15 protein-coding genes and 1 pseudogene are annotated in these 22781 nt (G+C 63.8%); 10 read left to right on the plus strand and 6 right to left on the minus strand.

Annotation, left to right across the window (positions count from 1 at the left end):
- The first annotated feature begins 54 nt into the window (after positions 1-54).
- Positions 55-1947, plus strand: coding sequence for a glutamine--fructose-6-phosphate transaminase (isomerizing) (gene glmS / locus M1E01_RS04580; RefSeq protein WP_457973925.1), 1893 nt, complete (start codon positions 55-57; stop codon positions 1945-1947).
- A gap of 380 nt (positions 1948-2327) precedes the next feature.
- On the opposite strand, the gene M1E01_RS04585 is transcribed toward glmS, so the two are convergent.
- Complete coding sequence (locus tag M1E01_RS04585) at positions 2328-2879, minus strand: YdcF family protein (RefSeq protein WP_457973926.1); 552 nt, start codon at positions 2877-2879, stop codon at positions 2328-2330.
- Positions 2880-3181: 302 nt separating this feature from the next.
- On the opposite strand from M1E01_RS04585, the gene M1E01_RS04590 reads away from it, so the two are divergent.
- The 4 genes from M1E01_RS04590 (at position 3182) to M1E01_RS04605 (ending at position 6288) form a co-directional block, all read left to right on the plus strand.
- The gene (locus M1E01_RS04590; RefSeq protein ID WP_457973927.1) at positions 3182-3997 is read left to right on the plus strand and encodes an MBL fold metallo-hydrolase; all 816 of its coding nucleotides are present in this window, start codon (positions 3182-3184) and stop codon (positions 3995-3997) included.
- Between the two features lie 87 nt (positions 3998-4084).
- The gene (locus M1E01_RS04595) at positions 4085-4366 is read left to right on the plus strand and encodes a hypothetical protein (RefSeq protein WP_457973928.1); all 282 of its coding nucleotides are present in this window, start codon (positions 4085-4087) and stop codon (positions 4364-4366) included.
- A 393-nt stretch (positions 4367-4759) separates the two neighbouring features.
- Positions 4760-4945: a hypothetical protein gene (locus M1E01_RS04600; protein ID WP_457973929.1), complete on the plus strand. Its 186-nt coding sequence runs from the start codon at positions 4760-4762 to the stop codon at positions 4943-4945.
- 128 nt (positions 4946-5073) lie between these two features.
- Positions 5074-6288: a MinD/ParA family protein gene (locus M1E01_RS04605; RefSeq protein WP_457973930.1), complete on the plus strand. Its 1215-nt coding sequence runs from the start codon at positions 5074-5076 to the stop codon at positions 6286-6288.
- 660 nt (positions 6289-6948) lie between these two features.
- Here M1E01_RS04605 and M1E01_RS04610 read toward each other — a convergent pair.
- The gene (locus M1E01_RS04610) at positions 6949-13035 is read right to left on the minus strand and encodes a beta strand repeat-containing protein (protein ID WP_457973931.1); all 6087 of its coding nucleotides are present in this window, start codon (positions 13033-13035) and stop codon (positions 6949-6951) included.
- A gap of 539 nt (positions 13036-13574) precedes the next feature.
- On the opposite strand from M1E01_RS04610, the pseudogene M1E01_RS04615 reads away from it, so the two are divergent.
- From M1E01_RS04615 to M1E01_RS04625, 3 genes and pseudogenes are all read left to right on the plus strand, one after another.
- Positions 13575-14246 (plus strand): annotated as a pseudogene (locus M1E01_RS04615) (O-antigen ligase family protein); the annotation flags it as partial.
- A gap of 572 nt (positions 14247-14818) precedes the next feature.
- The gene (locus M1E01_RS04620) at positions 14819-15160 is read left to right on the plus strand and encodes a tetratricopeptide repeat protein (protein ID WP_457974862.1); all 342 of its coding nucleotides are present in this window, start codon (positions 14819-14821) and stop codon (positions 15158-15160) included.
- A 383-nt stretch (positions 15161-15543) separates the two neighbouring features.
- Positions 15544-16356, plus strand: coding sequence for a universal stress protein (locus M1E01_RS04625; protein ID WP_457973932.1), 813 nt, complete (start codon positions 15544-15546; stop codon positions 16354-16356).
- 23 nt (positions 16357-16379) lie between these two features.
- On the opposite strand, the gene M1E01_RS04630 is transcribed toward M1E01_RS04625, so the two are convergent.
- The 3 genes from M1E01_RS04630 to M1E01_RS04640 form a co-directional block, all read right to left on the minus strand.
- A complete protein-coding gene (locus tag M1E01_RS04630; protein ID WP_457973933.1) occupies positions 16380-17618 on the minus strand; it encodes a TerC family protein in 1239 nt (412 codons plus the stop codon).
- 152 nt (positions 17619-17770) lie between these two features.
- On the minus strand, positions 17771-17920 hold the full coding sequence (locus tag M1E01_RS04635; RefSeq protein WP_457973934.1) for a hypothetical protein: 150 nt from the start codon (positions 17918-17920) through the stop codon (positions 17771-17773).
- Between the two features lie 164 nt (positions 17921-18084).
- On the minus strand, positions 18085-19224 hold the full coding sequence (locus tag M1E01_RS04640) for a diguanylate cyclase (protein ID WP_457973935.1): 1140 nt from the start codon (positions 19222-19224) through the stop codon (positions 18085-18087).
- 315 nt (positions 19225-19539) lie between these two features.
- Here M1E01_RS04640 and M1E01_RS04645 point away from each other — a divergent pair, with 315 nt between their 5' ends.
- Positions 19540-19773 carry a hypothetical protein gene (locus tag M1E01_RS04645; RefSeq protein WP_457973936.1) on the plus strand — a complete coding sequence of 78 codons (234 nt, stop codon included), beginning with the start codon at positions 19540-19542 and terminating at the stop codon, positions 19771-19773.
- A 45-nt stretch (positions 19774-19818) separates the two neighbouring features.
- Here M1E01_RS04645 and M1E01_RS04650 read toward each other — a convergent pair whose 3' ends face one another.
- The gene (locus tag M1E01_RS04650; RefSeq protein ID WP_457973938.1) at positions 19819-21819 is read right to left on the minus strand and encodes a S8 family serine peptidase; all 2001 of its coding nucleotides are present in this window, start codon (positions 21817-21819) and stop codon (positions 19819-19821) included.
- A 244-nt stretch (positions 21820-22063) separates the two neighbouring features.
- On the opposite strand from M1E01_RS04650, the gene M1E01_RS04655 reads away from it, so the two are divergent.
- Positions 22064-22768 carry a hypothetical protein gene (locus M1E01_RS04655; RefSeq protein WP_457973939.1) on the plus strand — a complete coding sequence of 235 codons (705 nt, stop codon included), beginning with the start codon at positions 22064-22066 and terminating at the stop codon, positions 22766-22768.
- Positions 22769-22781: the final 13 nt, after the last annotated feature.

Here is a 22781-nt window from a genome sequence, read left to right on the forward strand (position 1 = left end):
CATAACCGTCCCAAAATATAGGGACACCTTTTAAGCCATGTATCGTTTTCATCCATGTGTGGAATCGTGGGTTATGTAGGCAGTTCGTCTGGCCGGGCTAACGCTGGCCATGGTGCGTTGGATGTTGTTCTTGAGGGGCTGCGCCGTCTGGAGTACCGGGGGTATGACTCCGCGGGTGTGGCGGTGGTGGCTGACGGGGAGATTTCCTCACGGAAGAAGTCCGGGAAGCTGAGCAATTTGCTCGCGGAGCTGGAGGCGCGGCCGCTGCCGGAGTCGCTGACCGGGATCGGGCACACGCGGTGGGCTACGCATGGCGGCCCGACGGATCAGAACGCGCACCCGCATCTGTCTGATGGCGGGAAGCTTGCGGTGATTCACAACGGCATCATTGAAAACTTCGCGGAGCTGAAGCTGGAGCTTTTGTCCAAGGGTGTTGTCTTTGCGTCGGAGACGGACACCGAGGTAGCCGCGGCGCTGCTGGGTGACATTTTCCGGAACAAGCTTGGCGGTGACGTCTCTAACGGCGGTCTGACCCGGGCGATGGAGCTGGCCTGCCAGCGTCTTGAGGGTGCGTTCACGCTCCTTGCGGTGCATGCTGACCAGCCGGACGTGGTGGTCGCTGCGCGCCGGAACTCCCCGCTGGTGGTCGGCCTGGGGGAGGGCGAGAACTTCCTGGGCTCGGACGTGTCCGGGTTCATTGACTACACCCGCCGCGCGGTGGAGCTTGGCCAGGACCAGATCGTGACGATCACCGCGGACTCGGTGGAGATCACCGACTTTTACGGTGCCCCGGCCTCGGGTAAGGAATACCACGTGGACTGGGACCCTGCCTCGGCCGAGAAGGGCGGTTTCAGCTCCTTCATGGAGAAGGAAATCCACGACCAGCCTGATGCCGTGGCACAGACCCTCCTTGGGCGTTCGGACCTGAACGGCAAGCTCACGCTGGATGAGGTTCGTATTGATCCGCAGCTGCTCAAGCAGGTGGACAAGATCATTGTGCTTGCGTGCGGCACTGCAGCGTACGCGGGCCTGGTGGCGAAGTACGCGATCGAGAATTGGTGCCGGATCCCCACCGAGGTCGAGCTGGCGCACGAGTTCCGTTACCGGGACCCGATCGTGGATTCGAACACCCTGGTGGTCTCGATCAGCCAGTCCGGTGAAACGATGGACACGCTGATGGCCGTGCGGTACGCGCGTGAACAGGGCGCCAAAACGATCTCCATCTGCAATACCAACGGCTCGACCATTCCGCGTGAGTCCGACGCCGTGCTGTACACGCACGCCGGTCCGGAGATCGCCGTCGCCTCCACGAAGGCGTTCCTGGCGCAGATCACCGCCGCGTACCTGTTGGGCCTGTACCTTGCCCAGCTGCGCGGGAACATCTTCTCCGGGCAGATCAAGGACGTCCTTGCGGACCTGGGCAAGATCCCGGCCAAGATTCAGAAGATCCTGGACAACGCGGGGCCCCTGCGTGAGCTCGCGCGGAGCATGAAGGACGAGAAGTCCGTGCTGTTCCTGGGCCGCCACGTTGGCTTCCCGGTTGCCCTTGAGGGTGCTTTGAAGCTGAAGGAGATCGCCTACATCCATGCTGAGGGCTTCGCTGCGGGTGAGCTCAAGCACGGCCCGATCGCCCTGATCGATGACGGCCAGCCGGTCTTCGTGGTGGTGCCGTCCCCGCGCGGCCGGGACTCGCTGCACTCCAAGGTTGTCAGCAACATCCAGGAAGTCCGGGCACGTGGTGCCCGCACCTTGGTGGTCGCTGAGGAAGGCGACGAGTCGGTCAAGGATTACGCTGAGCACGTGTTCTACGTCCCGGAGACCCCGACGCTGCTGATGCCGCTGCTCACCACTGTTCCGCTGCAGATTTTTGCCGCTGAGCTGGCCGGCGCAAAGGGTTATGACGTGGACCAGCCGCGCAACCTGGCCAAGAGCGTCACCGTAGAGTAAGCGAAATGAGGTCGAGGCCTGCGGGCGCCCACCTGCGTTAGACAATTACCCTGCAGGAGCGCAGGAACGTGCAACTCGTGGAATGTGCTTGTGGGCGGCTAAGCCTCACTCGGAAAGATCGCAACTCCGCCACCCGCGCGGGCCCTTGAAATGATCCGGAATGCCCTGCCGCACCACATCACGAGCCCGCGTCAAGCTGGGCCCCCTCTGGATTCGTCCCGGCGACAATGGCCTGCAGAAGGACCAGGCGCCCCTTGGGCGCCAGCCAGTGCTTCCGAGGCCGATGTGAATGTGGGGCGGCAGCAAGCTGCCGCCCCACAACCGGTCAAAGGTAAGTTGATTAAAAATCGAGCTGATCCATGTGGACCCCTAGTTGCGCTTCAGCAGCCGGGGTTGAAGGCCACTTTTGCAAAAGCGGCGGTCTCATAAATATATCGGTAGGCCCAAGAAATAGCGGACAGATGCTGCTCATAACTGACCATGTTCAGGTCGCCTTCAAAACAGCGTTGAAGGATAATGCGCGACCGGGTGATGTGGAACTTGGCAGTTAGCGCATTAACGCTCTGCCACTTGTGGTCCTCGGCGAGTTTGCGAAGTGCACGAGCTTCGCCTTGGGTGGTTACTGGGTCCGGCGCGAAACAGATGATTGGATAGGACCGTTTTTTCTTACACACATCAGGGGGCGGGCTGCCGTTGGTCGGAACCGACAGCACGAGCGTTTCCGCGAAGCCTGCGGCCATAAGTTCCTCTGCGGCTTTCACACGGGCTTCCGTTTGCGGCGCGAGAACGAACAACACAGCCGCCGGTCGTGGTGAGCTCACAGCTGGTTCAACATAAAGGAACAAGCCTGCGAATAGCCATGACCAGAGGGCCATGCCGCCCCAAGCAACTATTGCAAGCAGTTTCCTTTGACGGCTCACGTGGCCTTTCAAGGCAGAAAATCCTTCTTTGACCGTATCGATATATGTCTCTACTTACCCTGTGGTGTCTTGAAGGCGGTCACCTGCATCCTATAGGAGCTGTCACCGTCAGCCTTCGTGACGTGGGCGTCGACGTGTTTGCATGCTGCGGTAGCGGGAAAGTGATCGTATCCTCTCGGGTGTGCGCCGGAATGTATCGGGAGAGATGCATTTCCCTACTTTAGAACTAGTTCTAATTTCCCAACAGCCTGCAAAGTCGCGGATAGAATCGAAGTCTGAACACCGCAGACGCTCCCAAGATGTACGGAGAACGAATGTCACGATGGCTCGAAGTCGGCACGGACAACTTTGTGCTGACGACGGAAGGCTCAAAGCTCAACACCGGACTGATCGTCGGCACGGAACGGGCGATGGTCATTGATACCGGAGGCGGGCCGCGGCAGGGGCGCGAGATTTTGGAGGCCGTGAGGGGCAAGACCCAGCTTCCCCTCGTGGTGGTTAACACCCATGCGCACTACGATCACTTCTTCGGAAACGCCGTCTTCGCGGAGGATGGAGTGACGGAATTCTGGGCGCACGAGAACTGTGCCGAAGAGATCGGCGAAAACGGCAACGCCCAGCGGGGAGCCGTGGCCGAGCTCGAGCCTGACATGGCCGCCGGCCAAGGGGAGAACGTCGAGCTCGTCGTGCCGAACGCGCTGGTCCGAGACCAGCCGGTCCTCGTGGACCTCGGCGGGCAGGCAGCCACGCTGTTCTACCTCGGCCGCGGGCACACTGACGGCGACCTGCTGGTCGGCACCACCACGACTCTGTACGCGGGCGACCTGGTGGAGCAGGGTGCGCACCCCTCCTTCGAGGACTCCTACCCAGAGGAGTGGGCCGGTGCACTGCGGCACCTGTCTGCGTTGCGGCACCGCTACGAGTTCCTCATCCCCGGCCATGGCGAGCCCTGCAGTGACCGTTTCGTCAAGACCATGGCGGACACGATGACGACGGCGGTCCGCCAGGCGAGGCAGTCGATCAGGGACACTCCCTCGGATGCGACCAAGGCAATTCCTGTCCTGCCGTACGGGCCCGAGCAGTCGCGCTGGTTCATCAAACGCCTGCAGGAGACGCGGCAGCAGCACTAAAGGCTGAGTATGCAAAGTAGCCCTGCGACTGAAAAACAGGTACCGGCTACTCTGGGGTGCCGTCTGCACACCCTCTAGGTTGAGGGGATGAACAACGGAATCTGTGCCTGGATCCGCAAATTCCTCCAGCACAACGTCATCGTCGACAATTCCCTGCCGGAGAGGCCCGGGCTAGACGGGCAGGACATGCCCCGCCAGCAAAGGAGCCAGAATGCCCCTGTTTCCGGGGTATCTGTGGCTCAGTTGCCACCGCTTGGGGGGCGGCACAGCGCGTTTCCGCGCCTCCAGTCTTCCGGCCGGCTGAAGGGACGGCGCGCTGCTCGCGTCCATCGCGCTTCGGACGCGTCGGACGTGAACGAAAAGATCTGAGGAATCACCATCTCACCGGTGGGCGTGGGCGTGGGCGTCTTGAGTCATTCCTGTGCTTGGCTTGAGCCTTTCTTGATGTTGTGCCATTAGCGTCGGACCCATGAGTGTTTATGGGGCAACGCGATACGGCAGGGGGTCGCGGCGGGAGAGCCGTCGCCGTCAGTTGCAGGTGTTGAGCTACGTGGTACTGGCGATACTGGCCGTTCTGACGGCGGCAGTAGTGGTGCTTTCGCTGCAGAAATAGAGCAACGGGAGGCGCCCGCCGCGCCATGCTGACGCGTCGATGGTTCTGTTGATGCGTGTCCGAGTGGACATCCGGGTTGATTGCTAAGTAGTCTGACCAAAGATCTATGGGGGATCTACTGTCAGCTACTGTCGCCGTCGCCAAACCTAATGCGACTGCTTAAGGTCTCAACGTCCCGGAGGTTTATCGTGGCCCTTCCCGACTTCATCTTTGCGCTCTGCGCCCTGCTGGGCAGCCTCCTGATTCCATTCACCGGCCTCTACGCGCTGCTGTGCCTTAAGCGCTGCGCCATGGCTCCTGCATCCACCCACTCCGTACCGGCCCGGGTGAAGTAGGTATGCCGTACGTCGACATCAATCCCCACCGCAGCCGCCCTAAATGGTGGAGCTACGTTGGTCTGGGCCTCCTCCTGGTGCTGACCACGGCGGTCGTGGGGGCTGCCCTGGTCCAGGTCTGATGACACATGCCTGAACCGGAAACCGACATAGTGCAGCCGGAGTTGCGGCGCCGCCGTTCCCGGCGCCGGGACGGCAGCGACTCCAACGACTGGACAGGATCCTTCGAGGCCGTGATACCCGACACCAGCTCTGCTCCGGTGCTCCCGGTCCGCAGCTCCTCCTGGGCGCAGGCGGCGGCCGTTGCCGACGGAGTCTCCAGCGTGCCGGAAGCACCGCCCGCGCCAAATCGCAAGCCGGCGGCAGCGTCGGCTCCGTCCGTCCCGGGAACCGAGGCCGAACCGGAGCAGCCGGTGGCGGACGCCACCGCACTGCCGACGTCGTTCGTCCGCGAGCAGAAGCCCCGACCCAAGCGGGGCTTCCGGGGCTTCCTGTACCGGGTGAGCGGCGGGGCGTGGAACATGGGGCCCAGCCCGTTGGAGCGAGAGGAGGAGGAGCTCGCCCGGCGTATCTCCCGCCAGCTGCAGGGCAGCTTCAACACCGCCGTGCTCAGCCTCAAGGGCGGCATCGGCAAGACTTCCACTACTGTGGGCGTGGGCCTGACCCTCGCCGAATTCCGCGGTGACCCGCCCTGCGCCATCGACGCGAACCCGGACTCCGGGGACCTTGTGGAGCGCGCGCTGGGCGAGGGCATCTACCAGCAGGCCACGCCTCGAACCATCACTGACCTGCTCAAGAACATCGACTCGATCGACTCCCTAACTGAGCTGTCCCGCTACATGCACCACTCGGGCCGGCTGCACCTCGTCGCCGGCGAGCAGGACCCCGAGGTATCCGATTCGCTGACCGCCGAGGAGTACCTGCGGATCCGCAAGCTGATCGGCAGCTACTACTCGGTAGCGCTGACCGACTGCGGCACCGGCGTCACCCACAACGCGATGAAGGGGATCCTGCAGTCCGCGGATAACCTGATCATCGCCGCCGGCTACGCGGTGAGCGGTGCCAAGCGTGCCCGCAATACCCTGCAGTGGCTGGCCAGCCACGGTTACGAGGACCTGGCCCGCAATGCGATCGTGGTGATCACGGACAAGGACGAGGTCTCCTCCCGTGTGGACAAGGACGCCATCGAAGAGCACCTCGCTGGGATGTGCCGCGAGCTCATTGCTGTTCCGCATGACAGGGGAGTGGCCGACGGGGACCTGGTGACCCTGGACGTGCTGAAGCCGGAGACCCGGCGGGCGTACAAGGAGATTGCTGCTGCCATTGTGGACGGGTACCGGTAGGCGGCACTTTCAGCCCAAGGTTAGCCCAAGGTCTCCTGCCTAGCCTCGATTGCATGGGGAACCGGTACATGGAACGGGATCATCAGCGTAATGCCCGGCAGCGCCGGCTGCAGGCTCTGTCATATGCAGGGCTGGCCGTTTTGGCCGTCGTGACGGCAGCCGTCGTGTGGATGGCGCTGAGCCGCTGACCCCTGCCTTGCTTCCGGTGAGCTGCCCACTGTACTGCCGAGCCTAGGTGAAGATGGCGGGAGTCGTTGTGGAGCTGTCGTTATGACCGTCAAACGCAGTCACGTGCATGGTTAAAAGGCCTCCGATTCGAGGGACGCCGCCAGTTAGCTCACCGGTGCCGTCGTCGCGGAGGTCCTCACCGCCGTCGTAAAGCCGGACTTGGTGCCCGTCACGCTGACGCTGATAGCGCGCCGGGGGAGCATTGGCGTATAGGTGCTTTTGACTTAGGCCCCGACGGCACCGCTAATCACGGGAACCGGAGCGCTGAGGGTGCCCACGACGACCCTCGCCGTGATCGCCGACGTCTTCGCCGTTGTGTCGTAACGCCAATTTCGGTCTCGCCGTGCTTTGGCCTCGCCCGGCGGGACGAATGAGGCCCCGTCCAGAAAACGTCTGGACGGGGCCTCGTTCGTTATTGCTTGGGACTGGTAGCTAAATCACCTTGGCGGTGGCTGCACTGGTCTTGGCGACCGTGGTGTAGCCGGCCTTGGCCCCGGTGACGGTGACGGTCAGGGTCTTTCCCCGGACCGTCGTTGTCGGTTTGTAGGTGCTCGCGGTCGCGCCGGTGATGGCGATGCCGTTCGCTTTCCACTGGTACTTCAGGGTCACCGGTGCCGGTCCCCAAGTGCCTGGGACGGCCGTCAGGATGGAACCGACCTTAACCGTTCCGGTAATGCGCGGCACCGGTGCTGTCATGGTTCCCGCCGCGACCCTGGCGGTTGCTGCGCTGGTCTTGGTGACCGTGGTGTAGCCGGCCTTGGATCCGGTGACGGTGACGGTCAGGGTTTTGCCCAGGACGGTTGGGGCAGCCTTGTAGGTGCTGGCGGTGGCGCCGGTGATGGCGATGCCGTTCGCCTTCCACTGGTACTTCAGGGTGACCGGTGCCGGCCCCCAAGTGCCGGTTGCCGTCAGGGTGTTGCCCACCTTGGCCGTTCCGGTAATGCGCGGCACCGGTGCTGTCAGGATGCCTGCGGCGACCTTGGCCGTTGCTGCGCTGGTCTTGGCGACCGTGGTGTAGCCGGCCTTGGATCCGGTGACGGTGACGGTCAGGGTTTTGCCCAGGACGGTTGCGGGCGGCTTGTAGGTGCTGGCGGTGGCGCCGGTGATGGCGATGCCGTTCGCTTTCCACTGGTACTTCAGAGTGAGCGGTGCCGGTCCCCAGGTGCCTGCCGCGGTAAGGGTAGAGCCGACCCTGAGCGTGCCCGTGATGGTGACCGCCGGCACGGTCAGGGTGCCCGCGGCGACCTTCGCCGTTGCTGCACTGGTCTTGGCCGCCGTGGTGTAGCCTGCCTTGGTTCCGGTGACGGTGACGGTCAGGGTTTTGCCCAGATCCGTCGCCGTGGGCCGGTAGATAGCGGCGGTGGCGCCGGTGATGGCGATGCCGTTCGCTTTCCACTGGTAGCCCAGGGTGACGGTCGCCGGTCCCCATGTGCCTGGTGCGGCTGTGAGTGCGACGCCCACCTTGGCGGTGCCGGAGATAGTAGGCGTGGGCGCCGTCAGTATCGGGTTGGCAGCCATGACGGTTCCAGTGGCCGAGGAAGCCTTGACGACCGTGGTGTAGCCGTCCTTGGTTCCCGTCACGGTGACGGTCAGGGTTTTGCCCAGATCCGCCGTCGTGGGTTTGTAGGTGCTGGCGGTGGCGCCGGTGACGGCGGTGCCGCCAGCTTTCCATTGGTAGGCCAGGGTGACCGGTGCCGGTTCCCAGGTGCCCGGGTCCGCGGTGAGGGTTGAGCCTACCGCGGCCGTGCCCGTGATGGTGGGAACCGGGGCGGTGAGGGTGCCGGCGGCAACGGTGGCGGTAGCCGCCGATGTCTTGGCCTCGCTGGTGTAGCCGTCCTTGGTTCCTGTCACGGTGACGGTCAGGGTCTTGCCGGCGTCCGCGGCAGCGAGCTTGTAGGTGCTGGCGGTGGCGCCGGTGATGGCGGTGCCGTTTGCTTTCCACTGGTAGGCCAGGGTGACCGGTGCCGGTTCCCAGGTTCCCGGGTCCGCGGTGAGGGTTGAGCCTACAGCGGCGGTGCCCGTGATGGTGGGAACCGGGGCGGTGAGGGCAAGACGTACCGCTGCCCAGGACAGGTCATACGGCGTAGTGCTGCCGCTGACGACCGTGACGGGACTTGCGGAGGGTTCGGTGGCGGTGTTGCCCGAGTAGAGGTCGCCGTCAACCCATCCACGCACCCGAAGAACGTACTTCCCGGAGGTCAGGCCGGTGACGCTGTACTTGCCGGCCGCATCCGTCGTGCCGCCGCGGGTGACCAGCGAGCCGTCGGTTGTATAGGCCTGGACATAGAGGTTGGCCGCTGGCTTTCCGGCCTTGTTCAGTACCGTGCCGCCCACTGATCCGCCCGCAGACAGGGCCGCATCGATATTCGGTACGGACTGCCCCGGGGTGAGCTGGATCAGCTGAGCTTGGCCGATGCCTGCTGATTCGGGCTTGTTCTGGTAGAACTGCGCTTCTTCCGCGGCGTATCCGCTGGAGCGGTTAAAGGCAACCTTGTACGACCCAGGTGCGAGCCCGACCACGCTGTAATTACCGGACTGGTCCGTGTACTCGCTCTTGACGAGCTTTCCGGATTCATCCAGGACCGAGAGCGGGTAGCCATATGAGTTTGCACCCGAGACCTTTCCGGTGATGGACGCACCGGTCACTACCGTTAAGTCCACCCCGGTCATGTTTTGTTCCGCTGCAACCGGTCTGGCAGTTGCAGTTTCGAACGCGGACCCGCCGAACCAGCCATCGACGGCGCCGCTGCGCAGTCCGAGGAACTGCAGTTTGTACGTGCCGGGCTCCAGGCCAACCAGTGTGTAGGAACCATCGGCGAGCACGGAGCTGCGGGCCGCCGTGGCGTCGGCGGATCCGGACTTGTAGGCACCGACCTGGGCAGCGCCAAGGGAGACGCCTTCAGGGGCTGTGATTTTTCCGCTGATGGTGGCGCCCTTGACCAGCGTTGCATCCACGGAGGTTACGCTCTGGCCGTCCGTCACTGTGACAGGGGTTGCCGCCTCCATGGACGAGGCGTTGCTGTACCACTGCTGCAGAACTGCCGAAGTGTATGCATTGAACTGCAACTTGTAGCTACCGGCCTCCAGCCCCTGCAGCAGGTAGCTGCCATCAGAGCCGAAATAGACGGATTTCGCGACGGTGTTGTCGCCCTTGTGGAGGATGACCACACCGAAGCTGCTTACCCCGGCAGGCACAGAAACCTTGCCGCTGATGCTCGCGCCCTGGGCAAGAACCGCGTCCACGCCCGTGCGGCCCTCTCCGGCAGTCAAGGTGATGGGAGCCGCCTCGGCCTGCGTCTTCGCATCGTCGTACCACTCGTCCAAGGCGCCGGACTCACCACCGCTGAAACGCACCTTGTGGGTTCCCGCCAGCAGTCCCTTGATCTGGTACGTGCCATCTGCGTTCACGGGAAACGACCTCGCTATCGGGCTTTCATCCCTGCTGGTGGCCACGGAGACGCGGGTCAGATCGACGCCGGAGGGCGCGCTGATCTTTCCGCTGATGGTGGCGCCCTTGACCAGGGTCACGTTGAGGTCAGCCAAGTCCTGGCTTGCCCCGACAGCGATGGTCCCAGCAGTCAGTAGGGATTCGCCGCCCCCATGCCAGGCATCCAGCGCCCCGGAGTTGCCCCCGTTGAACTGGAGCTTGTAATTCCCTTCCCGAAGGCCGCCGATCCTGTAGCTGCCATCGGCTGCCACCCGGGCGTATCCTGCGTGCGACCCGGCTTTTGCTTCCAGCACCGAGACGGTGATGTCGGAGACGGAAATCCCCGCGGGCGCTGTGACCTTGCCACTGAGGCTTGCACCCTTCACGAGCACGGCGTCAGCGCTGGCTACGGCCTGACCATCGGCGAGGGCGATGGCGGTGGCAGTGCTGAAGGTCAGCCCGCCCCCGTACCACTGGGCCAAGGCGCCGGAATCACCGGTGTTGAACTGCACCTTGTAGGATCCGGCCTGCAACCCGCCCACTTTGTAGGAACCATCCGCTGCGACAGAGGAGGAACCTGCGTAGTCCATGGCACCACTGCTGTGGTAGGCCGTGGCCCACACAGCTGTCAGGTCAACACCTGCAGGGGCGCTGATTTTTCCGCTGATAGACGCCCCGTTCTTCAATTCAGCGTCGATTCCAGTCACGTCCTGGCCAGCGGTGACAGTGACGGGAGTGGCGGACTCAAATGTCGAGGCTCCCGCGTACCACTGAGTGAGAGTGCCGGAGGCGTACCCGCTGTACTGCACTTTGTAAGTGCCGGCTGGCAGTCCCCGAACTGTGTATTTGCCGATTCGGTCCACCTGTGTGGAGAACCAGGAAGAACCGTCCAGGCTTCGGACCTGCACGCTGACGCCGCCCAGGTCCACGCCGGCGGGTGCCGTCACGGTTCCGCTGATAGATGCACCCTTCACCAGGGTTGCGTCGATGCCGGTGAGGTCTTGGCCTGCGGCAAGAGTGAGGGGAGTGGCCGTTTCGAAGGACGAAGCATTGGCATGCCACTGGTCGAGGGTGCCCGCGCCGCTTCCGCTGAACTGAACCTTGTACGCGCCTGCGGGCAGGCCGCGCACGAGGTAGCTTCCGTCATAGTTGACCCGCGCCGAAAACGACGGGGAATTATCTGCGGCCGACACGTTCACATAGACAGAGGTTAGATCGGTTCCCGCGGGTGCCGCCACACTACCGCTGATCGAGGCGCCCCTAACGAGTGCTGCATCGATGCCGGTGATGTCCTGACCCTCGGCAAGAATGACGGGCGTTGCACTTTCAAACGTGGAGGCTCCCGAGTACCACTGGGTGAGGGTGCCGGAGTTGTACCCGCTGAACCGCACCTTATAGCTGCCTGCGGCGAGGCCTCTGACGGTGTAGCTGCCGTTGAACTCAACGTTGCCATAGGACCACGAGGTGCCGTCCGAGCTTTGGACACTGACGCCCAATGAGCTCACGTCCACGCCTGCGGGGGCGGTGACAGTTCCGCTGATCGAGGCGCCCTTCACCAGCCTTGCATCGACACCGGCGAGATCCTGGCCTTCGGCCAGGGTGACAGGCGTGGCTGTTTCGGCCGAGGCGGCTCCGGAGTACCACTGCTCCAGTGCACTCGAATAGCTGCCGCTGCCGCTGAACCGGACCTTGTAGCTCCCGGCCGGGAGTCCGCGCACCAAGTAAGTGCCGTCTGCGCCGATGCGTTCAGACGAGTACTGCTGGCCGGAGCCCGCATGGACGCTCACGGTGACGTAGCTGAGCTCAACACCGGCCGTTGCAGTGAGGTGGCCGCTGATCGAAGCCCCCTTGACCAATGTGGCGTCCACTCCGCCCAGGTCCTGCCCGGCCGTGAGGTTGATGACCGTGGCGGTGTCGGAGGAGGCTGCACCTGGGTACCACTGTTCCAGCGCGCCGGAATTGTAGCCGCTGAACTGGACTTTGTAGCTGCCGGCGGAAAGGCCCCCGAGCGTGTAGCTGCCGTCCACCTGAACTTGCGCGGACCCAGCATAATTGCCCGCGCTGTCCGACCGGTAGAGCTGTACCTGAACGGATGCCAGATCAACGCCGGCCGGTGCCGCGACCTGTCCGCTGATGGAGGCTGCCTTGATTAACGAGTCGTCGATGCCAGCGAGATCCTGGCCGGAGTCGACGGTCACCGGGGTAGCCGTTTCGAAGGTCGCGGCCCCGGAGTACCACTGTTTTGCAGCGCCGGAGCTGTAGGTATTGAACTCCAGTTTGTAACTGCCCGCCGGAAGACCGCGTACTGCGTAGCTGCCATCGGGGCTGATCTGTCCGTATCCGGAATAGGAGTGCTGCGCTGCCTTGTGGACCGAAATGCTCACCGAGGCCAAGTCGACGCCGGCAGGCGCCGTCACCTTGCCGCTGATCGAAGCTCCTTTAACGAGGACGGCGTCCATGCCGGTGAGGTCCTGTTCCGCCGTGAGTACGACGGCGGTGGCGGTGTCGGACGAGACTGCCCCACCGTACCACTGCTCCAAGGCTCCGGAATTATTTGGATTGAACTGGATTCTGTAGCTGCCTGCGGCAAGACCAGTGAACTTGTAGCTTCCGTCTTCGGCCACGGCAGCCCAGCGGGACGAGCCATAACCGCCTGAGCTGTGGGCGTAGACGCTTACAGCCGTGATGTCGACCCCACCCGGAGCTGTGATGCGGCCACTGATTGATGCCCCCTTGGCCATGACGACGTCGATGCCAGTGAGCTGCCGCCCGGCTCCGACAGTCAATGCGGTAGCCGAGCTTTGATCAGCCCCGCCGTACCACTGAGGAACTGACTTGTTGGTGTAATCGTAGAACCACAGTTTGTACGAGCCGGCCGGAAGACTGCTGACGCTGTAGGCGCCTTCGGCACTTGGATAGGCGGTGGTCACGTACTCTCCCGTGGGAGTGGCAGCGTAGACATGGATCGCCGTGGTGCCGGCATCTGCGCCGGGCGGGACGGAAATGTGTCCGCTGATTGACGCGTCGGACAGGTCGGCCGCGTTGGCAGGCGCCAGCCCCGAAACTATGAGCGCCGAAAGAACCGCTAACAATAACGCGATCCTTAAACGGAATCGCCCGCTCTTTACGAGCATTTTTACCCCCCATGGGTCAGCAAACGGATCGGCCGCCACTTTAAATTGTCAAAGAACGCCTTAGTCTAACTGCAAATCCAAATTTCCCCGGCGACTTTGTACAGATGCTGGAGTCTCATTACGCAATTTATTGATCCGACGGAAATTCGTTCTGCAGTCAACGGTTATTGTTGGTCCCGAAGTACATTGGGGGAGAGGGCCGCAGGATGCGCACGGAGCGAGTGATATCCCGGCTGCCGGGGCTTTGCATCATCCTCATGGCGGGTTCAGTGCTGGCCGTGCAGTCGGGCGGGCTGTTCCGGTTTGTCTGGATCAAGGTCTTGGTAGTGATGATTGCCGTCCTCGCGGGCTTGTTCTCACCGCCAGGCGCCCGGCTTCCGCTGGCAATCACGACCGTGCTTGCCGCGTGCGTCTTGTGGATCGCCGTCGCCATGCTGCTCTCCGACACACCCTTGGCCAGCATGGCCGGCCGCTGGCCGCGGTACGAGGGCCTGCTGATGCTCGGCGTCTACGTGGCAGTCTTCGCGGCGGGCGCCAAGGTCCTGGGCGGCGGTTCCGGCGGCCAACGGCGCACTCTTCTTGGCCTGTCCCTGGCAGGTGCCGGTACCGTGGTTTTCACCATCGCGGTGCTGGAAAGCGCCGGCCTGCGACCGCTTGGCGGGGCTGCCGATGTGCGGCTGGGGGCAACGCTGGGCAACGCCACCGACCAGGGGCTGATCGGCGTCATCATCACCGGCGTCCTGGCCGCCCAAGGCGAGCCGGACCGGGCCTGGCAGGTATGGCTGCGCCGCGCCGGACTGCTTGCCGGCGCGGGGGTGACCGTCCTCTCAGGCTCCCGTGCGGCCTTGGCCGCACTGTTGGCTGTGGCCGTATTCGGAGCCTACACGTGGATGAGGAGCCGGTCCTGGACCCGGCCGAAGATCGCCGCCGGCGCCGCGCTCGCAGCGGCGGGCGTCGCCGTCGGGGTCCTGCTGGCCCCCGCATCCCGCGAGCGGCTGCTGTCGACGGCGACCGTCGACGGGCGGTGGCTGCTGTGGGACCAGAGCCTTGGATTGATTGCCGATCGGCCCCTGTTCGGCGTCGGCCCGAGCGGTTTCGTTGATACGTTTCCTGGGTATCTCGGGGCCGAGTGGGCGCGGACGGTGGGAGACAGCTTTCCGGCGGACTCGCCCCATAGTTGGCCGCTGCAGGCATTGGCGGCAGGCGGGCTTCCCCTGCTGGTGCTTGTGGTGGTGCTGATTGCGGTCTGCGTGGCGGCAGTGATCCGCCGCGTGGGGGACTGCCGGTCAGCTGCCGACCGCAGGTACCTTGCCGTGGTGCTGGTCACGGTGGCGGCGTATTCACTAGCCCTACTCACGCACTTCACGTCCATCGGCACCACCGGGCTCGTGGCGTTCCTGTGCGGCGGGCTGGTGGGAAGCGAGGCCGGCAGGGCTGCCTTCATCAGGAGCGGCGCACTCCGGGAATTCGCCGCCACGAAACTGCACGCCGTTCCCCGTCTGGCCGGGACGCTGCTGGCCATTGGTGGACTGGCGGTTGCTGTTCCGGCGACCTTTGCGGAATGGTCCATGGGCGCCGGCGCCCGGGCCGCCGCAGCAGGTAACCTTGGCCAAGCCCAGCAGGAGTTCAAGCAGGCCTGGCAGCTCCGGGCCTGGGACAGCGACACTGCGCTGTTGGCAGCCCAGGCGTTCGCCGGCCCCGCAACGGAAGGGGACCAGCAGGCTGCCCGATATGCCGTCGAATGGGGTCCCTTGCGCGGGAGCGGACGCCGCAGTCACAGGAAGCAGGAACGGCTCTGGCTCTCGGACACCTCTACAGCGGTGACGCCCCAAAGGCGAAGGATCTGCTGGATGCGCTGGTGGCCGAGTCCCCCTATTCGACGGCCCTCTACGTCCACCGCGGCGTGGCGCACTTCGGCCTGGGACATCCGGCGGAGGCAATTACTGATCTTGAGCATGCCGCCTCGTTGGATCCTGCCTTGGAGACGCCGTGGCGAGTGCTGGCCAATATCCACCAGCGGTTGGGTAATAACCAGGAAGCTTTTGCTGCTACACAGCGCGCTAATGCATTAGCAAGCCGTTGAACTAGCTCAGTTCCCCTCCGTTTATGCCTTTATGCTTGTTCGCTCAAGAATGCCGCAGGGAAAGATCAAGATCAGCGCAGTTTATGAGAAACAATGGGTTTTTGGCATTTATGCTCGGCCGATAATTCTGGTTCAAGGGCTCTATTCTATTCCCGTATTCACCGTTCCTAGCCGGTGCCACTCCGGTTCCCTTATCGCCGGTGCCGTTCGAGCGGAACAGCACCGCCGCCGTCGCGCTCTCCAGCGCGAGGCACAGCTGCACGACGAGCGCTCGGCGGGAAGATTGAGGAACCTCGGAACGTTAATTCAGTAGGTCCAGCCATCGGGTAGCGACCGCAAAGGGGCCCGGGGAGCTGGCACCGGCAGTGAGAAGGCGGGTAACTGTGGGCATATTGGCAGTGGGATACGACGGTTCGGACCCGGCCAAGCTGGCCGTGCGCTGGGCCGTGGAGTATGCAGAGGCGTCGCAGTCCGCGATGCGCATTATCCATGCTTGGATCTGGCCGCTCTTCACCCACGACGTGGGACCGGTTAAGGGCGTCGCCGACAGCGGGCTGCGCCACGCGGCCGAGGAGATCCTCTCCGAGGGTGTGGACTTCGCCCGCGGCATCTCGCCCAGATTGGACATCGAACCGCGGATAGTTGCCGGCCTGCCCGCGCAGGTCCTGCGCCAGGAATCCGTGGATGCTGACCTGCTCGTGGTCGGAAACCGCGGTTTGGGGGGCTTCCTCGGAAAACTGGTGGGCTCCGTGTCTGTTGACCTCACCGGTGCCTGCCCCTGCTCCCTGGTGGTGGTCCGGGCGGAACGCGGGGAGGGAAAACCGGTGGTCGCCTGCATTGACGGGCACCTGCGGACGGTAGTTCTCGAGCACTCGGTCCGCATGGCGCTGGCCCTGCAGACCAAGCTGCGGATCGTCCACGCTGACCCGTCGGGGTCGGTGTGGAAGCGGCATGCCACCCCGACGGAGCAGGGCCGGGACGTGCTGCGTGCCGCCCTGCTCTGGGTGCAGGATCTCGCTCCTGACCTGGCGGTGACGGAGGAACTGCTCTCGGGCCATCCCCTGGCCACTGAGCTGGTTGATGCAGGAGCAGACGCCGAACTGCTGGTACTTGGGGCCCACCGACGCGAAGGCCACCACGGGACACTGGCCACGGTTCTGACCCACGCACACTGCAATGTCATGATTGCCAGGTAATACAGCCCGGCCTTGGCGGAGCTTCAGCCGCCGTCCGCCGTTGGATCGTCGGAGCGGTCCTCCTGCACCGGGTCCTGCCTGCCGGTCTTCGCATCATGTTTTTCGCGGGCCTGCGCGATCAGGTTCATCAGTTCTTTCTGGTCCCGTGGCTCTTGGCGGTGCCGGCGGCCGAAGCTGTGGATCTGCTGTTCCTCCTTTAGCAGCCTGGCGTAGATCCGGTCCCGTTCCTGAGTGTCGGCGGTGTAGTCAGGGTCCAGGTAGTTGGCGGCGTCCCGGCGGGCAGCCGCCGTAACCGACTGGGCCTTGCCCCGTGGGCTGAGCAGGGATGCGAGGACCGTGACCCCGAGGACAGTAATGATGACGGTCAGTGAAAACCCGGTATCGAACTCGACTACCGGTACCGGCTTGCCGTCATTGATGAACGGCACGGCGTTTTCGTGCAGGGCGTGCAGCATGAGTTTCACGCCGATGAATCCCAGGATCAGTGCCAGGCCGTAGGAAAGGAAGATCAGGCGGTTCAGCAGGCCGTCGATCAGGAAGTACAGCTGGCGAAGCCCGAGCAGCGCGAATGCATTGGCGGTGAAGACGATAAAGACGTCCTGGGTCAGGCCGAAGATCGCAGGAATCGAGTCCAGGGCAAAGAGAATGTCGGTGCCGGCAATGGCGACCATCACCAGCAACATGGGTGTCAGCGCCCGTTTGCCGTTCTGACGCGTGAACAGTTTGTCGCCGTCGTAATAGTTGGTGGTGTGGAACAGCCGCCTGGCCGTCCGGACCATGATGTTATCGGCGGATTTCTCCGCGGTGCCCTCGGGCCGCAGCATATTCCCTGCCGTGATCAGCAGGATGAGCCCGAAGAAATAGAAGACCCAGGCGAAGGTGTTGATCAGGGCAGCGCCCAGGAGGATGAAGACGGTGCGTGCGACCAACGCGAACGCGATGCCGAACAGCAGCACTTTTTGCTGGTCTTCGCGGGGTACCCGGAAGCTGGTCATGATCACCAGAAAGACGAACAGGTTGTCCACCGACAGGGCCTTCTCGGTGATGAATCCAGCGAAGTACTCGGCGCCGCGCGTGGCGCCTCGGAAGGCAGCGATGCCGAGCCCGAAGCAGAGAGCGATCCCCACGTAGACAGACGACCAGGCCGCGGCTTCCTTCAGCGTGGGGATATGCGCACGGCGGACGTGGAAAACAAAGTCAAAGACAAGCAGCGCAAGGATTCCCGCGATGGTCAGCACCCAGACCAGGAAAGGAACGTCCATCACTCCTGCCTCCGGTAGCCGGTGAAGGCCCGGCAGGACGGTACCCCAACTCGGAGGGTTGCGCCGCGTCCCGCCCTTGGGGAAAGACTAGACCGTGCAGGCGCGGGCGGCCAAGACGCCTACGAGGTCAAACCCCTGCGGGGCCGGACGCTTTAGGCGGCCGTCTCGCGGCGGTGACTGATCGAAATGCCGCCATCCCCTTCGCCGTCGTCAATGGAAATGTATGCGGTGAAGTCAGCCAGCGTCATGAAGCAGTAAAAGTCGCTGTAGCGGTAGTTGGATTTTTCTGCCCTGGTTGCCACGTGACTGCCTGCGCTTCCACTGTCGGTTGGTGCTTCACTGCCTGTTGGAATCACGATGTGTGACGCAGATCAAGATTCCCGACGATTAACAGCACAGTTCCCGCATGACTTCGACAAAGTCTGCGCACAGTATTCCGGTCCAGACAGGCCCTTGGTACCTGGGCTTAGTCTGTTGACCGGACCACAGTGTCACGGCCGTTCGCTTTGGCCTCGTACATGGCGGCGTCGGCCGAAGCGATCATCTTCCCAAGATCCGGCTCCCCGTTGCGGACTGAAGCGATTCCATAGCTGACAGTCGGATGCGTGATGCCGTCCGGTAATTCCGCGATCCTGAGCAGTCGGCTGATTTCTGAGGCGATCTCCTGGGCACGGTCGGCTCCGGTGTCGGGCAACAGGATCACGAATTCCTCGCCCCCGTACCGGCTGACCAGGTCGCTCGAGCGGACAGTGCTCCGGCACGCAGTGGCGAATGCCTGGAGGATTGAGTCGCCGGCCGAATGCCCGTACGTGTCGTTGATCGCCTTAAAGTGGTCGAGATCGGCGAGAATTAGTGTCACCGTTCCGTCGCCATTCCCGCGCCGCAGTTCATCAGCGGCCAGATCGAGGAACCCTTGCCGGTTAAGAAGCCCGGTCAGCCCGTCCCTGTTCGCGCGGGCGCTGAGGTCCTTGGCTGCCTGTTCACTGCTGAGTTCGGCCATGCTGAAAGACACGGCGACCAACAGCACCATGTTAACCAGGGTGGTGACCTCCGAACCGAAGACCCCGAGGAACAACGGATCCCTTGGTCCCACCGCGACGAATACAATGCATCGGCTGAAGTAAAAGACGGCGAGGAGCCCGGAGGCCGCCGCCAGCGGCAGCTGCACGTCGGAGAACCCCCGTTTTAGACGGATCAGCTCGGACGAGGCAAGGGTGAACATCAGGCACATCATTGCCAGGAACACCGGCCCCCCGGACCAGTCATTGACAGCAGGGTTGTCCAGCGCGGAAGCAACTGCAGTCACAGCGGCAGCGGAAAGGAGCAGCCAGGGTTTTGGCGGAGCAGTGCGCAGCGAGCGGGCAGCGGCCCACACGCTGCCTGCGCCGGCGACCAGCATCGAATTCCCCAAGGGGTTTGCCCATACTTGCTGCGCCGAGCCGTCAAAAATGTACAAGGTGGCACCGACGAGAAACAGGGCCAGGGCGATGCACCACCATCGGCTGTACGCGGCGCGGGTCCGGCGGAAGGTCACGGAGTAAAAGAGAATAAACAGCGTGAACGCTATGACTCCGAAGGCAACGCGCAAAGTGGTCGTTTCGAGCATCTTTCTCCGGCTCAGGTCTGTCACGTCAGGAGCACCAGTATCGCATCACGGACTCCCTTGGGGAACGCGCGTGGTCATTCCTTGATCCAGGACCAACAATTTTCCGGGTGCGGCGCCCGATAACGGAATGCGCTGGGGTTGCCGGCGGAGAGCGGAATCCCAGCCGGGCGGAGGACAGGTCTCCTAGCCAGGTGCAAACTTTGACAAGGAATGCGGTCTTGAACTGGGAGAAGGATCGGCGCCTACTTATGGAAGAAGCCACATTTCCGCGGCTTCTTCCATACAAAACTCCTCTTCCGATCCAAGGAGCCCGTCATGGCGGTCTGCGACACCTGCGGCAACGACTACGACAAGACGTTCACCATCACGAGAGGTGAACAGACCGGAACCTACGACAGCTTCGAATGCGCCATTCATGCCATGGCGCCGGCCTGTGCCCACTGCGGCTGCCGGATCATCGGACACGGCACCGAGAGCGGGGGCGCAATGTACTGCTGTGCCAACTGCGCCCGCGGCGCCGGGGACACTGGCGCGGTCGACCGGAGCTAGAGGCCCTGTGAACGGCGTGAAGCAGTAGCGCGGCGCAGGCATGTATCAGCGGAGGATGTTATAGCTGCCCCAGCCTCCGCTGATGATACTCCGTGTGCCCATGGTCCCCTTGCTGTAGGGGTAGTGGGCCAGCCTGCCGTCGGTCAGCCGGGTGATGAGTCCGTCCGTTCCGGTGCGGAAGCCCGTCACTTTGGCGATGCTGTTGATGGTGTTCCACCCGCCGCCGATCCGGCGCCTGGTTTCGGAGACGAAGCTGCCGGTTCCCGTGGAGCGGTACAGCATGAGGCTGCCGTCGCTCCGCCTCGTGAGGACGTCCTGCGCCCCGTCCTGGTCGAAGTCCGCCATGGTCATGTAGTAGCCGCGCCAGCCCGTTCCCGTACGGACGCGCGGGGTAAGGGTCTTCCCGGTGCTGTTGCCGTAGTACCACAGCGTTCCGGCGGAATCGTAGGCAAGGATGCCCGGGTACTTATCGGCCTTGCGCCACCGGCCGACCGTCACGTGATACGTGCCCCAGCCTTTGCTGAGAACCTGGCCCGGGGCGAATCCCCCAGTGGATTTGCCCTGGTAGTAAATCATCCGCCCGTCGTTCCACTGCGCCATGACGTCGAAGACGCCGTCGGTGTTCCAGTCGGTTACGAACCCCTTCGACAGTCCTGCCCAGCCGGCGCCGATCCTTTCGCGCGGCAGGAGACTGCCCTGGCCGTTTGCCCGGTAATTCCATAGCACGCCGTCCGAGGCGACAGCCAAAGTGTCGGCGGCGCTGCGGATGGACGGTCCGGAAATGGCGGTTGCCGGCGGCGCGGGTTCCTGGGCAACCGGCGTCTGGGAGGGGGCTGCAGGCTCGGTGTTGAGCAGGCGGTTCGGTGTGTCAACACCGGGGCCTGCTATGACACCCGAGCTGGCGTTCGCCGCCAGCTTCGCGGAGACGTCAGCCGGGCTGAGTGCGGGGTTTCCGGACAGCAGGAGCGCCGCCGCGCCGGCTACGTGCGGCGCCGCCATGGAGGTCCCGCTCATGGTGGCCTGGGCCGTCGTCGAGCCGATGCCAGCGGACGCGATGCTAACACCCGGCGCATACAGGTCAACGCAGCTGCCGAAGTTGGAGAAGGAGGCCTGGCGGTCCGAGGAATCGCTCGCTGCAACGGTTAGGGCCTCCGGCACCCGGGCCGGAGAGCTGGTGCAGGCGTCAACGGCGGAGTTGCCGGCAGCCACGGTGACTGAGACGCCGTCGGCAATTACACCCTGCACCGCGGCGTCCACCATGGAGCTCGCGGGGCTGCCCAGGCTGAGGTTGGCCACGGCGGGCGTTCCCGCCTGGTGATGGGACACGACCCACTCGAGGCCCGCGATCACATCCGAGTTGTACCCCTTGCCTTCGCAGTTCAATGCCCGGACGGGGACAACTGTGGCGGCCTTGGCCATGCCGTAGGTTTTGCCGGCAATGGTCCCGGCGACGTGGGTTCCGTGGCCGTTGCAGTCTCCGGTTCCGTGGCCGTCGGCGACCGCCGTCCAGCCCGCAGCAACGCGTCCGCCGAAATCCGCATGGGAGGCCAGCACTCCGGTATCCACGACGTAGGCGGTCACCGCGGCGCCGGCAGTGGCCGAGGTGTAGGAGCCGGACAGCGGCAGTGCCCGCTGGTCCGTGCGGTCCAGGCCCCACGGTGCCGGTTGCTGGGTCTCGGAGATTGTGACCGGCGCGTCGATCTCGACGGCGGCCACCTCGGCCGAGCGTTTCAGTTCCGCCACCTGTGCGGGGGTTGCAGAGACAACCGCACCGCGCAGTGCCTTCGTGAAAGTGCGTCCGACGGCGATATTCCGGGCGAGCAGACCCCTCGCCTTCGCTGCCACATCGGTCCCGGCGGTGTACTGCACGAGGTACCGGGCGGCGCCCGGCTGCTGGGCCGCCGTCGGGGTTTCCGTCTGCTGAGATTCCGGCGCGGCCGGAGCCGCTATGGCGGCAGTTCCGGCGGACGTCGCTGTTAATGAGCTCAGCAGCAGCGCGGCGAGGGCAGGGCGGAGCGACGATGAACGAATTTGGGGGTCCTTCAAACGTTGGGTGGGCCCGAGGGGCGGGCGGTCTGGATCTGTCTTAAGCCTAACGTCCGTTGGTGCGCCGGTTTCCGGAGCTGCTGCAATCCTGCGGGAAGGCTTGGAAAGCTTCCCACCTCAAGATCTTGCTGTGCCAATCCTTGGCTGTTGTTGATTGACATTTGATCGAACGTTGCGGGTAGCGCCATACGGTAGCAACACCTTCCTCACCGGAAGTGAAAGCCAAATGCCCATGGGGGGAACCATGCCTGCTCGTGTTGTTAAAAAAGTTCACCGTTCCGGAAAAATCCGGGCCCTGCTGGCCTCCGGGCTTGTTTTGGGAGTAGGAGCCACCTTCACGCTGGCTGCCTGGACCGACAACGAGTGGGTCTATGGTGGCGCCGGGCCCGGCAACGACACGCCGGGAACCAAAGTCAACCAGATGCAGCAGAACACTGTGCTTCCGCCCGCCGAGGCGAAGTGGACGGACGAACCGAATGCGAACGGTGGCCGCCTCGACTTCACCATTGAGGCTGCTGACCTGTTCCCCGGGAAGACGGTTTACGCGCCGCTCCAGCTTCGCGCCAAGGCCGGGTCGGGAGACCTTAAGGTCAAATTGACCGATGCCATGCAGGCGGAGAACCCTGACCCCGCCGTCGGGGTTGCCAACAGTACTGACCTGTATGAGGCTCTGGTCTATCGTGCCTGGGTCGGCGTGTCAGCAACGAACTGCACTGCTGCCGGCACCAAGCCTGCCGGGACAGAACTTGTCGGATCCGATGTACTCGGCAGTCTGCCACTGAACACCCGCGGATCGCGTTCCTTTGACCTTCCTGCCGGTGCCGCCGGTCAGCCCGGGGAGCCCGTGAATATCTGCTTCGCGATGACTCTGCCCGCCGGTGCTGATACAAGTCTGCAGGGCAAAAAGGTCGTGCCGCTGTGGAAGTTCACCAGCTCCGTCGGTCAGTAGCCTGTCGGCTATC

The organism is Arthrobacter sp. D1-17 (genome assembly GCF_054130535.1).